Source organism: Cellulomonas xylanilytica, from assembly GCF_007989805.1.
GTDB lineage: Bacteria > Actinomycetota > Actinomycetes > Actinomycetales > Cellulomonadaceae > Cellulomonas > Cellulomonas xylanilytica.
In genome coordinates this window covers 201,724-215,647 of record NZ_BJUB01000004.1, presented here as the reverse complement: position 1 = coordinate 215,647, position 13,924 = coordinate 201,724, and the positions used below count along the sequence as shown (strand labels likewise).

General features: G+C 72.9%; 11 protein-coding genes. 4 read left to right on the top strand and 7 right to left on the bottom strand.

The window, feature by feature from the left end; translation table 11 throughout:
* Nucleotides 1–53 precede the first annotated feature (53 nt).
* From CXY01_RS08090 to CXY01_RS08075, 4 genes are read left to right on the top strand one after another with little or no spacing between them, the layout of a single operon-like run.
* The gene (locus CXY01_RS08090) at nt 54–1,211 is read left to right on the top strand and encodes an FAD-dependent oxidoreductase (protein WP_146926884.1); all 1,158 of its coding nucleotides are present in this window, start codon (nt 54–56) and stop codon (nt 1,209–1,211) included.
* A 23-nt stretch (nt 1,212–1,234) separates the two neighbouring features.
* Nucleotides 1,235–2,401 carry an LLM class flavin-dependent oxidoreductase gene (locus CXY01_RS08085; protein WP_146926882.1) on the top strand — a complete coding sequence of 389 codons (1,167 nt, stop codon included), beginning with the start codon at nt 1,235–1,237 and terminating at the stop codon, nt 2,399–2,401.
* Between the two features lie 26 nt (nt 2,402–2,427).
* Complete coding sequence (locus CXY01_RS08080) at nt 2,428–3,534, top strand: LLM class flavin-dependent oxidoreductase (RefSeq protein WP_146926880.1); 1,107 nt, start codon at nt 2,428–2,430, stop codon at nt 3,532–3,534.
* An 11-nt stretch (nt 3,535–3,545) separates the two neighbouring features.
* A complete protein-coding gene (locus CXY01_RS08075; RefSeq protein WP_146926878.1) occupies nt 3,546–4,646 on the top strand; it encodes an LLM class flavin-dependent oxidoreductase in 1,101 nt (366 codons plus the stop codon).
* 89 nt (nt 4,647–4,735) lie between these two features.
* Here the strand turns inward: CXY01_RS08075 and CXY01_RS08070 are convergent, their stop codons facing one another.
* From CXY01_RS08070 to CXY01_RS08040, 7 genes are all read right to left on the bottom strand, one after another.
* Nucleotides 4,736–5,278, bottom strand: a complete 543-nt coding sequence (locus CXY01_RS08070; RefSeq protein WP_146926875.1) for a flavin reductase family protein — start codon at nt 5,276–5,278, stop codon at nt 4,736–4,738.
* On the bottom strand, nt 5,275–5,844 hold the full coding sequence (locus CXY01_RS08065; RefSeq protein ID WP_146926873.1) for an NADPH-dependent FMN reductase: 570 nt from the start codon (nt 5,842–5,844) through the stop codon (nt 5,275–5,277). The genes CXY01_RS08070 and CXY01_RS08065 overlap by 4 nt, the downstream gene beginning before the upstream one ends.
* Nucleotides 5,845–6,046: 202 nt before the next feature.
* Complete coding sequence (locus tag CXY01_RS08060) at nt 6,047–7,435, bottom strand: UDP-glucose dehydrogenase family protein (RefSeq protein WP_146926871.1); 1,389 nt, start codon at nt 7,433–7,435, stop codon at nt 6,047–6,049.
* A complete protein-coding gene (locus CXY01_RS08055) occupies nt 7,435–9,000 on the bottom strand; it encodes a glycoside hydrolase family 26 protein (protein ID WP_246125151.1) in 1,566 nt (521 codons plus the stop codon). The genes CXY01_RS08060 and CXY01_RS08055 overlap by 1 nt, the downstream gene beginning before the upstream one ends.
* Nucleotides 8,993–10,507 (bottom strand): glycosyltransferase family 2 protein, encoded by a 1,515-nt coding sequence (locus tag CXY01_RS08050; protein WP_146926869.1) that lies wholly within the window; start codon nt 10,505–10,507, stop codon nt 8,993–8,995. The genes CXY01_RS08055 and CXY01_RS08050 overlap by 8 nt, the downstream gene beginning before the upstream one ends.
* Before the next feature lie 400 nt (nt 10,508–10,907).
* Nucleotides 10,908–12,701 carry a gamma-glutamyltransferase gene (gene ggt, locus CXY01_RS08045; protein WP_146926867.1) on the bottom strand — a complete coding sequence of 598 codons (1,794 nt, stop codon included), beginning with the start codon at nt 12,699–12,701 and terminating at the stop codon, nt 10,908–10,910.
* A gap of 134 nt (nt 12,702–12,835) precedes the next feature.
* A complete protein-coding gene (locus tag CXY01_RS08040) occupies nt 12,836–13,912 on the bottom strand; it encodes a DNA polymerase IV (RefSeq protein WP_146926865.1) in 1,077 nt (358 codons plus the stop codon).
* Nucleotides 13,913–13,924 lie beyond the last annotated feature (12 nt).

Here is a 13,924-nt window from a genome sequence, read left to right as displayed (position 1 = left end):
CTGGGTGGACGGGGGTCGCCCAGCCGGCCGACCCACACGTACAGGAGGAGCAGATGAGCGAGCACGTGGACCACGTCGTCGTCGGCGGCGGGGTCATGGGTGCCGCGACCGCGTGGCAGCTGGCCCGGCGCGGGAGGCAGGTCGTCCTGCTCGAGCGGTTCGGCCGGGGGCACAGCTGGGGGGCGTCGCACGGCGCCTCCCGCATCTACCGGAACACCTACGCCCGGCCGGAGTACCTGGACCTGGTGCAGGAGGCCTTCGACCTGTGGCGGGTGCTGGAGGACGAGGCGCCCACGGTCGGGGAGCTGCTCCGGATCACCGGCGGGGTGAGCCACGGCTCGCTCGCGTCGCGCGAGGTGGCCGACGCCTTCGTCGAGCGCGGCATCCCGCACGAGTGGCTCTCTGCCGCCGACGCGCACGCGCGCTGGCCCGGTCTCGCGTTCGAGGGTGACGTCCTGCACGAGACCGACACCGCGGGACGGCTGCACGCCGACCGCGCCGTCGAGGCGTTCCTCCAGGCTGCGGCGGACGCCGGTGCGCGGGTGCTGCACGAGACGCCGGTGCGCCTCATCGAGCAGAACGTCTACGGCGTGCGGGTGGTCACCGACACCGGCACGTGGGACGCGAGGCGCGTCGTCGTCGCAGCCGGCGCCTGGACGGCCGGGCTGCTGACCCGGGAGCCGGACCTCGACGGCGCGGCACGCCGTCTGGTCGTGACCCAGGAGCAGCCCGCGCACTTCGCCCTGCGGCCTGACGCACCCGCCGCCGAGCTGTGGCCGTCGTTCACCCACGACCCTGCGGCACCGCACCGCTGGCCCAGCGGCGTCTACGGTCTGGCCACGCCGGGTGAGGGGATCAAGGTGGGGTTCCACGGGGTCGGTCCCCGCACCGACCCGGACCAGCGCACGTTCACCGCCGAGCCCGGACAGCTGCGTCAGCTGCGCGACTACGTGGCTCGCTGGGTCCCGGGCGCCGACCCCGATCACCTCGTCCCGGTGTCGTGCACGTACACCACCACGCCGGACCACGACTTCGTCCTCGACCGCCGCGGATCCGTGGTCGTCGCGGCCGGGTTCTCGGGGCACGGCTTCAAGTTCGCGCCCGCCGTCGGACGCGTGCTCGCGGACCTGGCGTCGGAACCCGCGGACGCTCCTGTGCGCGCGGCGCACCCGGCCTTCGCCGCGGCACGGCTCGCCGCCCTGCCGGCCTGATTCCCACCCCTCGGAGGACCCCCATGACCACGAACGTCCCGCTGTCCATCCTCGAGCTGGCGACCGTCGGTGCCGGCCAGACCGGCGCGACGGCCCTGCGCGCGTCGCTCGACCTCGCCGTGGCAGCCGACCGGCTCGGCTACCACCGCCTCTGGTTCGCGGAGCACCACCTGGCACCTGGCGTCGCCTCGGCGGCTCCTGCGGTGCTCGCGGCGCTCGCCGCCGAGCGCACCCGGCGCCTCCGGGTGGGGTCGGGCGCCGTGCTGCTGGGGACAACGAGCCCGCTGGTCGCCGCCGAGCAGTTCGGCACGATCGCGGCGCTGCACCCCGGCCGGGTCGACCTGGGGCTCGGTCGCGCGTTCACCCCGCCACGGCCCGGCGCCGCGGCTCCGCCGCGGACGGCCGCCCGTGACGTCGACGGGTTGCACGTGCCCGGTACGCCGCCGATCGACTTCACGGACCCCGCCCTGCGGGCACGCGTCGTCGCGCAGCAGGAGGTCATCGGCGCGGGTCGCACCGGACACGACTTCCGCGCGGAGCTCCAGCTGGTCCTCGACCTTCGCGCCGGCGCGCACGTGGACGGCGCCGGGCACGCGTACGTGAGCCCGCCCGTCGCCGGCGCGGACCTGGCCCTGTGGGTGCTCGCGTCCAGCGGGGGCGAGAGCGCACGCGTCGCCGGTGCCCTGGGCCTACCGCTCGCGGCGAACTACCACGTCAGCCCGTCGACGGTGCTGGGCACGGTCGAGGCGTACCGCGCCGCGTTCCGGCCCGGCGTGCTGGCCGAGCCGTACGTGGTGGTGTCCGCGGACGTGCTCGCGGCGGAGACGACCGAGCGCGCACGGCACCTGGCCGACCCGTTCGCAGAGTGGGTGCTCTCGATCCGCCGCGGCGCGCAGGGGGCGATCGCCTACCCGGAGCCCGGTACGACGACGCCGTGGGAGCAGCGCAGCGCCGCCGACCGGGACGTGCTGCGCGACCGGGTGGACACCCGGATCGTCGGGACGCCCGACGAGGTCGCCGCCGGTCTGTCCACCCTGCAGCGGGTGACGGGGGCCGACGAGCTCCTGGTGACCACCGAGACCCACGACGCCCGGGACCGCGTGCGCTCCTTCGAGCTGCTCGCCGACGCGTGGGGCCTGCCCGCCGACGCACCGCACGACGCCTACGACCTGGTGCCCTCGGGCGCCTGACACCCACCACGAGAAGGAGCCCCACCGTGCCCGTCGACTTCCTCGGCATCGCCACCACCAGCAACGCCTCCGAGACGCAGGCCGCCACCACGGCGCCGTTCGACCTGCGCTACCTGGAGCGGATCGTCCGCGCCCACGAGGACAACGGCTGGACCCGCGTGCTGTTCGCGTACGGCTCCAGCGGCCCGGAGCCGTCGGTGCTCGCCGCGCACGCGGCCGCACGCCTCGACTCGATCGAGCTGCTGCTCGCGCACCGCCCGAACGTCTCCTACCCGACGTTCGCCGCCAAGTCGTTCGCGACGCTCGACCAGCTCTCGGGCGGGCGCCTGTCGGTGCACTTCATCACCGGCGGCAACGACCACGAGCAGCAGCGCGAGGGTGACACGCTCACCAAGGACCAGCGGTACGCGCGCACCCAGGAGTACATCCAGATCGTCAAGCGTGCGTGGACCAGCGCGGAGCCCTTCGACCACGACGGCGAGTTCTACCAGTTCCGGGACTTCGTGCTCGACGCCAAGGCCGTCGACGGCCGCTCTCCCACCATCTCGTTCGGCGGGTCGTCGGACGCGGCGTTCCGGGTGGGTGCCGCGGAGGCGGACATCTACGCCGTGTGGGGCGAGCCGCTGGACCGCACGGCCGAGCAGATCGCGCGGATCCGGCGGGAGGCGGCTGCCGCCGGTCGGGGCACGCCGCCGCGCATCCACGCGGCGTTCCGCCCGATCATCGCCCCGACCCAGGAGCTGGCCTGGGAGAAGGCGCATCGGGTCCTGGGCGCGATCGAGGCCCGCAAGGCGGCTGCCGGCGGCGTGCTGAGCCGCCGTCACCCGATCGACAAGCCCGAGAACGCCGGCTCGCAGCGGCTGCTCGAGATCGCGGCCCAGGGCGACCGCTTCGACTCCGTGCTCTGGACGGCGACCGCGAAGGCCACCGGCGGCGCCGGCAACTCGAACGCGCTCGTCGGCACGCCCGACCAGGTCGCGGAGGCGCTGCTCGCGTACTACGACCTCGGCGTGAGCGTGATCTCGGCGCGCGGCTACGACCTGCTCGACGACGCGATCGACTTCGGCCGCTACGTCATCCCGCTGGTCCGCGACGAGGTCGCCGCCCGCGACGCCGCCCGCGCTGCGGCCTGAGGGCGGACGACGTGCGCTTCCAGCTCCTCGACATCGTCTTCAACCCGCCGCACCCCGTCACGGGCGAGGCGGTCCCCCCGGCCGACCGGCTGGCCCGCGTGGTCGAGACGGCCGTGCTCGCCGAGCAGCTCGGCATCGACGCGTTCGCGGTGGGGGAGCGGCACGCCGGCGAAGTCCTCTCGTCGTCGCCGACCGTGCTGCTCGGCGCGCTCGCCGCGAGCACCTCCCGCATCCTGCTCAGCACCGGCGTGACCGTGCTGTCTCTGCTCGACCCGATCCGGGTGGCCGAGGACTACGCCACGATCGACCAGCTCAGCCGCGGGCGGCTCGAGATCGTCATCGGCAAGGGCAACGAGGCGCTGCAATACCCGCTGCTCGGCCTCGACCTCGAGAAGCAGTACGAGTACCTCGAGGAGAACTACGAGCTGCTGAGCCTGCTGCTCAGCCGGGAGCAGGTGGAGTGGGTGGGCCGGCACCGGCCGGACCTGCACGGTGCGACGACGCTGCCGCGGCCGTTCGCCGGACCGTTCCGGATCTGGCACGGGTCCGCGACCTCGCAGTTCGCCGTCGACCTGGCGGCGAGGCACGGGGACCCCGTCGTCAGCGCCAACGCCCTGCAGCCGCGGGAGAACTACCAGGTGCTCATCGACCGGTACCGGGAGCAGTACGCGGCGCACGGGCACGACCCGGCGTACGCGTTCGTCGGGTCCGGCTCCGGCGGGCTGTTCCTCGCGGACACCACCGAGCAGGCCATCGCGCAGTACCGCCCGTTCTACGAGGGCGCCGTCGCGCGCCAGGACCTGCGCAGGCACGACCCCGCGGCCGTGGGCAAGGTGACCAGCTTCCGGACGATCGAGGAGGCCGTCGAGCGGGGCCCGGCGCTCGTGGGATCGCCCGAGCGCGTCGCGGAGAAGATCCTCGACTACCACGCCAGCTACGGCCACGACCTGCAGTCGGTCTCGATCAACCACGTCCTGGAGCCGGCCCACCAGGACGACGTGCTGCGGCGCTTCGCGGAGGAGGTCGTCCCGCTGGTGAAGGCCGAGGTGAAGACCGACCTGTGGGGGCCGGCCGACGCCCGGCGCCCGGCCGGGTTCACCGCGGCCGACTGAGACACGCACAAGCCCCCCGCTGCGGCGGGGGGCTTCTGCGTGGGCGCTCCCGGACCCCGGCCCCGCACGCGACGGCCGGGCCAGGAGCCTCAGATCGCCGTGTGCGTGCCGATCCGGTGGTAGCTGCGGTCGTGGTAGACCAGCGGCGTCGTGTCCTGCGACGTGCCGTGCTCGAGGGCACGCAGCGAGACGAGATAGCTGTCGCCGACAGGCGTCCGCTGCAGCACGCGCCCGCGGACCCAGGACACCGCGCGGTCGATGACGGGCTCGCCGGTGTCCAGGTCGGACCAGCCGCCGGCGGCGAACCGGTCGATGCCGCTCGTCGCGAACCGCGCCGACACGTCGTCCTGGTCGGAGGACAGGAAACTGACCGTCAGGGTGCGTGCGCGGGACAGGGCGTCCCACGAGGACGACGTCGACGCCAGCGAGAACGCGAGCAGCGGAGGGGCGGCGGACACGGAGATGACCGACGTCGCGGTGAACCCGACCCGGCGCTCGCCGTCGCGCAGCGCGATGACCGCGACGCCCGCGGGGTGCTGGCGGAACACCTCCTTGTACTGCTGCGGCGAGAGCTGCGGCTCGTCCTGGTCCCGGAGCAGGCGGTCCAGGGCGTGCAACGTCTCGGCGGTCATGCGAGGACCTCCACGAGCTCGGCGCGGCCGGCGGCGACCTGTGCCGTGAGCGCGGGGCCGCCGTCGGTCCACCAGCGCTCGACCACCGGCTCGAGGTCGGTGAGCTGGGACTCGACGAGGGTCAGCGACGGCGTGGGCACGACGGCGCCGAGCTCGACGAGCAGCGGGCGCAGGTGCACCTCGCCGACGAGCGCGTGGGCCGGGTTGCCCGAGACGACGAGAGGGACCGCGACCACCCCGCTGAGCCCGCCGGGGCCGTACAGGTCGAGGAACGCCTTGAGCAGCCCCGTGTAGGAGGCCTTGTAGACGGGGGTCGCGACGACGAGCACCGTGGCGCGGGCGACCGTGCCCAGCGCGGCGTCGGCGGTCGGGTGCGCCTCGGCGAGGATCTCGGCGGCGAACCGGGCGAGCTCGACGGTCTGGACGGGCTGCTCCGCACCGAGGCGCCGCGCAGTCTCCTGCGCGACGTGCACCGCGGCGGTCGTGGTACGCGACGAGGTTCGTGGGTTGCCGGACAGCACCACCACTCGCGCTCCGGGGTGCTGCGACGACGTCTGATGGCTCATGGCGGGGTCCTCGATCTCGGCTCTCGTGAACCCGCCGCACGGTCCGCGCGGGTTCGATGCACCGGGTATAACAACAATCCCGACTTGACCAGAGGGTTTAGTCGACTTTCTTGAATGCCGGACGGGCGGCGACGCGAAGACGGCCCCGACGCGAGTGCGTCGGGGCCGTCCAGGAGCACTCAGGCGGGGTGCGCCTGAGCTCTCAGGCGGCTGCGCGCCCCAGCCCGCGGAACGTCCAGCCCGCCTCCCGCCACCGCGCCGCGTCGAGCTTGCCGCGGGCGTCGATCAGGCTGGGCTGCTGGGTCAGCTGCGCGAGCCGGGCCGGCTCGGCGTCCACGAACTCGTCCCACTCGGTCAGGACCAGCACCACGTCGGCACCCTCGACCGCCTCGTCGACGCTCGTCGCGTAGCCGAGCGTCGGGAAGCTGGACCGAGCGGTGTCGCCGGCCTGCGGGTCGTAGACCGTGACCTGCGCGCCGCGCAGGTGCAGGGCGGCCGCCACGTTCAGCGCCGGGGAGTCCCGCACGTCGTCGGTGTGCGGCTTGAACGCGGCACCCAGGACGCCGACGCGGCGGTTCAGGACCGACCCGCCGCAGGCCTCGAGCGCGAGGTCGATCACCCGCGAGCGCTGGCCCATGTTGATCTCGTCGACCTGCTGGAGCAGCGCCGACGCCGGGTACGCGCCGAGCTCGTTGGACCGGTGCATGAGGGCGCGGATGTCCTTCGGCAGGCACCCGCCACCGAAGCCCAGCCCGGCGTCGAGGAACTGCCGACCGATCCGCACGTCGTGGCCCAGCGCGTCGGCCAGCACGGTGACGTCCGCGCCCGCGGCCTCGCAGACCCCGGAGATCGCGTTGATGAACGAGATCTTGGTGGCCAGGAACGCGTTCGCGCTGACCTTGACCAGCTCCGCGGTCGGCAGGTCGCAGACCACGACCGGGCTGCCCTCGGCGATCGGCCCCGCGTAGACGCGGCGCAGGAGCGCCTCGGAGTCGGCCGTCGTGCCGCCCAGGACGATGCGGTCGGGGTGCAGGGTGTCCTGCACGGCCTTGCCCTCGCGCAGGAACTCGGGGTTCCAGACGAGCTCGGCCCGGACCCCGGCCGGCGCCGTCGCCGCGACGAGCTCGCGGAGCCGCGCACCCGTCCCGACGGGCACCGTGGACTTGCCGACGATGAGCGCGTCGTGCGTGAGGTTCCGGGCGATGGACTCGGTCGCCGCCTCGACGAAGCGCAGGTCGGCGGCGTGGCTCGTCTTCGACTGCGGGGTGCCGACGCACACGAAGTGCACGTCGGCCCAGCCGACCGCCTCGGCGACGTCGGTGGTGAACCGCAGGCGGCCGGTGGCCAGCTGTTCGGTGAGCAACTCGGGCAGGCCGGGCTCGTAGAACGGCACCTTGCCGGCGGTCAGCATCTCGACCTTGTGCGGGTCGGTGTCGACCCCCACGACCTCCATGCCCAGCTGGGCCATGGCCACGGCGTGGGTCGCGCCCAGGTAGCCGGTGCCGAGCACGGCGATCCGGGGTGCCGGACCGTCGGGGTCGAACGTCGCGCGGGGGAACAGGTCGGTCAGGTCGTTCTTCCGGTCGGTCATCAGGACTCCTGCGAGATGGTGGTGATCGAGGTGGTGAAGCCGGCGGCCGGGTCGTGGAGGCCGTCCACGAAGGCCTGGAGCGAGTCCTCGCGGGACTCGATGCGCCAGTCGTTGGTGACGCGCTGGCCACCGCTGATGGTGGTGACCGCGTGGTTGAACCAGGCGATGCCGCGGATGTCCGCGTTCTCCGGCCGGGCCAGGGCGTCGAACAGGTCGGTGACCCAGGCGGGCTTGTTGTTGCCCGTCTCCGACGCCCCGATCTCGGCGAGGTAGATCGGCTTGCCCGTGAGGGCCCGCAGCTGGGCGAGCGACCGGCCGAACGTGTAGTCGAACGTCGGCGTCTGGTCGGCGCGGTACGGCGGCCGGAAGTACCCGGACAGTCCGACCCAGTCGACGTACTCGTCACCGGGGTAGAGGCTGGCCAGGTACGCACCGTCCTGCTGCCAGCCGGGCATCGTGTTGACGATGTTCGGCGACCAGACCCACAGCACGTACTGGTTGGCCCCCTCGGCCTCGAAGATGTCGTGCACGTGGCGCCACGAGGCCGCGTAGTCCCCGGGGCGGTTGCCGTTGTTCGACTCGCCCTTGAGGTTCTTCTCGGCCCACGGGTACCAGCTGCCGTTCATCTCATGGTTCAGCCGGATGGCCATCGGCAGGCCCAGCGCTGCCACGTCCCGCGCGTACTGGTGCAGGTACTCGTCGAAGGCGCCGTCGATGATCCGGGGCAGCGAGTAGTCGGGGTCCTGCGCCTGGTCGTTGGCGGCAAGCATGGGGCGCGACTCCCACGTCAGCAGGGGCAGGGTGCCCTTCTCCCAGGACCGCGTCACCGCGTCGGGCCGGAACGCGCCGTCCCAGCCCTGGAAGTAGCCCGTGACGGTGGGCTGCTGCCCGAGACGGGCGGTGACCGCGTCGGTCTCCGCCCAGCTGAACGGAGCCTGCGGCGTGTACAGCCCGAGCAGGCGCGCCTGGGGGTTGCGCAGGCTGGCGAGGGTCGGTGCCCACGGCTTCACGGCCGGCGCCGGCGCTGAGGGCTCGGAGCCGGCGGCAGCGGCCGCCGCCGCACTGGCGCGCGCGCGGGCGGCGTCTGCCTCGGCCTGCTCGGCGCGGGTGGCGGCGGACTCCGCCTTGCCGCGAGCGGCCGCGGCGGCCTTCTCGGCGGCCACCTTGGCCTGCGTGCGCGCCGCGGCCTCGGCGCGTTCCTCCTCCGCCTTCTGGGCGCCCTGCGCCGCGGCCGCCTCCTGCTCGGCGGCAGCCTTGGCCTTGCCGTTCTCGGCGGCGGCCTTGCGCTCGGCCGCAGCCTTGGCCTGCGAGCGCTCGAGGGAGTCGACCTCGTCCTCACGTGCCTCGAGGGAGTTGCGGAGCTTCTCGTTCTCGGCAGCCAGCCGGAGCTCGGCGGGGCTGACGCTCGACGACTCGGTGACGGCCACGGACGGGGACAGCCAGACGCCCGCGGTGACCGCGACCAGCGCGATGGCCACCCCGGCGGCGGCGAGCCGCTTGCGCGGCGAGGGACGGATGGCGCGGATCCACCAGTGCGACGTGTTCTCGGTCAGGTGCTCAGACATAGACGAGGGCCTCCAGGGCGAAGATGACCAGCGCGATGCCGTAGGGGATCGCAGCCAGGGGGTTCAGGCGGCGGCGCCGGGCGGGGGCCGCCGGGGTCGGCGCCGTGGCGCGGCGGGTCCGCGCGGGTGCCGGGCTCGCGGTCAGCAGGGTGCCGTCGGGGGCCGTGCGCTGGGTGGGCACGACTCCGGCGGGCGCGCGGTCGACGACGTCGGCCGGTCCGGTCGGGGCGTTCTCGAGCTCCGCGATCAGGTCGTCGGAGCCTCCCGAGTAGGCCCCGGCGCGGGTGCCCCAGCCGCTCGCGTGCGCCATGCGCAGGAACCCGAGCAGCCGGATCGGCATGAGGAAGAGCGTCGAGACGACGATGAAGATCGGTAGCCGCAGGAAGTCCGACGGCTTCTCGTGCAGGTGCCGGATCTGCCGGATGGCCATCGACAGGACGGACGACACGATCATCGTGGCGACGACCCACACCCAGCCGCTCAGGCCCGTGTAGGTCTCCAGGATGGCCTGGTAGAGGTTCACCCCGGTCCCGGACACGGCCCGGTAGATCCAGCCCGCGATCGTCCCGAACAGCAGGAACGGCAGGACGATGTCGGCGACGAAGAAGATCGCCAGGACGGGGGCGTGCCCGACCATCCAGGGAAGCATCCGCAGGGTGTTGTACTGGCTGCCGCGGGCCCAGCGGAGCTGCTGCTTGGCCAGCTTCTTCACCTGCAGCGGGGCGTCCGTGTAGACGAGGCTCGTGTACTGGTAGACCGACCGGTAGCCGGCCTTGAGCGTGAGGTTGGTCAGCGTGCGGTCGTCGGAGACCTCGAGGAAGACGCCCAGGAACTTCTGGTGCATGAAGTCGTCCATGACCTGGACCAGGATGTGCCGGCGGAACGCGATGGTGCGGCCGGGCAGGCAGCCCACCTGGCCGAGCGCGGACTGCGCGGGCATCGAGTAGAGCGCCCGGGTGTTCTCCAGCCAGTCGGCCCAGCGGGTGATCCAGGACCGCTCGGGCTCGAGGATGCGCTGCCGGGTGGTGACCCCGCCCACCGACGCGTCGGCGAACGGCTTGACCAGCTCGGGCAGCGTGCCGTCGGTCCAGACGGTGTCGGAGTCGACGAGGACGGTGATCTCGCCGCGCGACAGCTCGGTCCCGATCTTCACGGCGTTGCGCTTGCCGGGGACGGGGGTGTGCACCCAGCGGACCAGGGGAGCGAACTCCTCGCTGACCGCCTGCAGGGCCGGGTTGACCGCGCCGTTGATGACGACGATGACCTCGTCGGGGCGCTGGTCGACGATCCGCGTCAGCACGTCGCGGAAGAGGTCGAGCGGCTCGTCGACGACCGGAATAACCACGCTGGTGGTGCCGTGGTATTCGCCGGTGTAGGGCTTGTAGCGCCGTGACAACAGCACCTTGAGCAGCCACAACGCCCAGATGATGATGGAGAAGAATGCGAACAGGTAGAACTCGGACTGGCCCTCGAACATTTGCCGGAGCTGAAGAACAAAGACGAACATTGCGGCACCCCGCTACTGGCTCAACGGATCTGTCAACTGGCCGGCGACGGTGGCGATCCAGCGAGAACGTCAAGGTGAGCGCGGTGGTAGGCGCTTTCCTCGCGTCGGATGTCACACGCGTGCCCGGAGGCAGGTGGGTGACGTGGCGACTGCACCTCCCCAGGAGGCGCATGGAGCGGATGCCGCAGGCCGACCTCGTCAGGAGGCCCCGGGCTCGCTCGGTAGAAGAGAACGTACCAGGCGGTAACGGAGGAATCAGACGGACGCTCGTCCAAGTGTGACAGCGGTCACCGGCATTGTTGCTGTCTCGTCCAAGAATGTCCCAATTGCCCAGGGCAAATTTACCGGAACTTTACATGGAATTCTTGTCGCGTCCGGGGCTCGTCGAGGGTGGTGACGGTCAGCGACCGTGCACGACGGCCGCGCTGCCCCCGCCGCGCCGCACGGGCTCGGCGACCGCGAGCAGCGAGCCGTCGTCCTGGAACTCGATGCCGGTCACCGCGCCGATCTCCGGGGTGTCCGTGAAGGTGTGGCCCAGCGCCTGCAGAGCCGCCCGGTCGAAGGCCGGCTCCGCCTGGACGGCCACCGTGTTGCGCTGGCTGGCGCGCGCCGCGGCGACCGCGTCGGGCAGCTCCATCTCCAGCTCCAGACGGTTCACGAGCACCTGCAGGACCGTCGTGATGATGGTCGATCCTCCGGGTGACCCGAGGGCCAGGAACGGCCTGCCGTCCTCGAGGATGATCGTCGGGGCCATCGAGCTGCGGGGGCGCTTGCCCGGACCCGGCAGGTTCGGGTCGACCCCGCCCTGCGTGTCGGTGAAGTTGAAGTCCGTCAGCTCGTTGTTGAGCAGGAAGCCACGGCCCGGCACGACGATCCCGTTGCCACCGAGGGACTCGATGGTGAGGGTGTACGAGACGACGTTGCCCCAGCGGTCCGCGGTCGTCAGGTGCGTCGTGGACTGTCCGTCGGAGCCCTCGGTGCCGGTGCTCGCAATCGGGCACTCGGCGTCGTAGACGCCGTCCGGCACCCCCGGCGCCACCGGCTTGGGCAGGGCCGCCTCGGGGTCGATGAGGCAGGCGCGCTCCTTCGCGAACCCGTCGGACAGCAGCTGCTCGAGCGGCACGTCCACGAACGCGGGGTCGCCGACGTACCGGTTGCGGTCCGCGAACGCCAGCGCGCTCGCCTCCAGGTAGTGGTGGAGCGTCTGGGTCGGGTCGGCGTCCTCGGGGAGCGAGGCCTCCAGGATGTTCAGCGCCTCGCCGACCGTCGAGCCGCCGGACGACGGCGGCGCCATGCCGTACACGTCGAGCCCGCGGTAGGACACCGTCGTGGGGGCGCGCAGCGGCGCCTCGTAGGACGCCAGGTCACCGAGCTCCAGCAGGCCCGGGCGGACGACGAGCGGGCTGTGGCGGCGGACCGGCGGGTCCTGGACGGTCCGGACGATCTCCTCGGCCAGCCGGCCGGTGTAGAGGGCGTCGACGCCCCTGCGGGCGAGCAGGTCGTACGTCTTGGCGAGGTCGCGGTTACGGAACACCGACCCGACCTCCGGTGCAGCGCCGCGGCGCAGGAAGAGGTCGGACGAGGAGCGGAACGCCGCGAACCGCGCCGCGTTGGCGGTCGTCTGGTCCGCGAACGTCTGGTCGACGACGAACCCGCGGCGCGCCACCTCCGTGGCTCCGCGCAGCGCCCGGCGCAGGTCGAGGGAGCCCCACTGCTCGAGAGCCGTCGCCCAGGTCCGGGGTGTCCCGGGCACACCGACGGACAGGCCGGACGTCACCGCGTCGGCGAAGGGGATCGGCACGCCGTCCTCGACGAACGCGTCGCTGGTCATCGCCATCGGCGCGGTCTCGCGACCGTCGATGGTGTGCACCTGGCCGCTCGCCGCGTCGTAGTACACGAAGAAGCCGCCGCCCCCGATGCCCGACGAGAACGGCTCCGTGACCCCGAGCGTCGCCGCAGCCGCGACGGCGGCGTCGACCGCGTTCCCGCCCTGACGCAGCACGTCGATCCCGACCCGGGTCGCGTCGGCGTCGACCGTCGCGACGGCACCCCCGTACCCCGTGGCGACCGGCACCTTGTCGCCGTGGCCCGGGCGCGGCGGGTGGGCCGAGGCCGGCGCGACGCCCACCCCCACCGCGAGTGCGACGGCGGCGGCGAGCGCCACGAGCGAGCGGGGCAGCCTGGACGATCGCATGAGATCTCCTCGGGCGAGGGAGCGGGTGAGACCCGGTCTACCACTCGTCCGACCCGGGCGCCCCCGGTGCCAGGTCAGGTGGGCAGGCGCCGGCCCACCACGGCGCGCCGCAGCCCTCGGACGGTGCACCAGGGCTAGATCCGGCCGCGCACCGGGGTGCGGTCGGCGGGGTCCGCGTCGTCGGGCATCGCCATGTCCGCGCGGACGCCGAGCAACCGGATCTCGCGGTCCTCGATCTTGTCCACCAGGGCCATCACCGCGTCGACGATCGTCGCCGGGTCCCGGGTGGCGTCCGGGAGCTTGCGGCTCATGCTCGTCGTGACGAACGGCGCGTACCGCACCTTGATCGCGACCCGGACGACGGGCCGGCCGTCCGCCGCGGTGTCCTCGACCACCTCGTGCGCCATCGCCCGGACCGCGTCGCGCACCTGCTCCGGGGTGGTCAGGTTCTGCTGGAAGGTCGTCTCCCTGCTGTGACCGCGCGGCACCCACGGGGCGTCGTCCACCGTGGCCGGCCCGAGGCCCTGACCGAGCTCGTGGTACCAGACGCCCATCTTCGGGCCGAACTCGGCGACCAGGGCGTCGGCCGGTGCGTCGGCCAGCTCCTGCACGGTGGTGACCCCCAGCGCCGCCAGGCGGCGCGACACCTTCGTCCCGACGCCCCACAGGTCGATGGTCGGGCGATGGCCCATGACGTCGAACCAGTTCGCGGCCGTCAGCCGGAACATGCCCGCCGGCTTGCCGAACTCGGTGGCGATCTTCGCGCGCACCTTGTTGTCGCCGATGCCCACCGAGCAGTGCAGCGACGTCTCGCGCAGCACGGCCTCCTGGGCGCGCCTGGCCACGTCCTCGGGGTCGGCGGTCCGCACGCCCAGGAACGCCTCGTCCCAGCCGAGGACCTCCACGACGACGTCGAGCGAGCGCAACGTCGCCATCACGCGCTCGGACACCGCCTCGTACTCGGGGGCGTCCACCGGCAGGAACACCGCGTCGGGAAGCTTGCGGGCGGCGATCCGCAGCGGCATGCCGGAGCGGACGCCGAAGACGCGCGCCTCGTAGGACGCGGTGGAGACGACGCCGCGCTCGGTCGGGTCGCCGCGCCCGCCGACGACCACGGGCCTGCCGGCCAGCTCGGGGCGACGCAGGACCTCCACGGCCGCGACGAACTGGTCGAGGTCGACGTGCAGCACCCAGGAGCCGGGCTCGGTCATGGCCCGAGTCTG

Bases quoted from the DNA above. Each gene is read 5' to 3' on its own strand.
- CXY01_RS08060 (WP_146926871.1), bottom strand. From the start codon at position 7,435: ATGACCGACCGGAAGAACGACCTGACCGACCTGTTCCCCCGCGCGACG.
- CXY01_RS08065 (WP_146926873.1), bottom strand. From the start codon at position 5,844: ATGAGCCATCAGACGTCGTCGCAGCACCCCGGAGCGCGAGTGGTGGTG.
- CXY01_RS08070 (WP_146926875.1), bottom strand. From the start codon at position 5,278: ATGACCGCCGAGACGTTGCACGCCCTGGACCGCCTGCTCCGGGACCAG.
- ggt (WP_146926867.1), bottom strand. From the start codon at position 12,701: ATGCGATCGTCCAGGCTGCCCCGCTCGCTCGTGGCGCTCGCCGCCGCC.
- CXY01_RS08090 (WP_146926884.1), top strand. From the start codon at position 54: ATGAGCGAGCACGTGGACCACGTCGTCGTCGGCGGCGGGGTCATGGGT.
- CXY01_RS08040 (WP_146926865.1), bottom strand. From the start codon at position 13,912: ATGACCGAGCCCGGCTCCTGGGTGCTGCACGTCGACCTCGACCAGTTC.
- CXY01_RS08050 (WP_146926869.1), bottom strand. From the start codon at position 10,507: ATGTTCGTCTTTGTTCTTCAGCTCCGGCAAATGTTCGAGGGCCAGTCC.
- CXY01_RS08085 (WP_146926882.1), top strand. From the start codon at position 1,235: ATGACCACGAACGTCCCGCTGTCCATCCTCGAGCTGGCGACCGTCGGT.
- CXY01_RS08055 (WP_246125151.1), bottom strand. From the start codon at position 9,000: ATGTCTGAGCACCTGACCGAGAACACGTCGCACTGGTGGATCCGCGCC.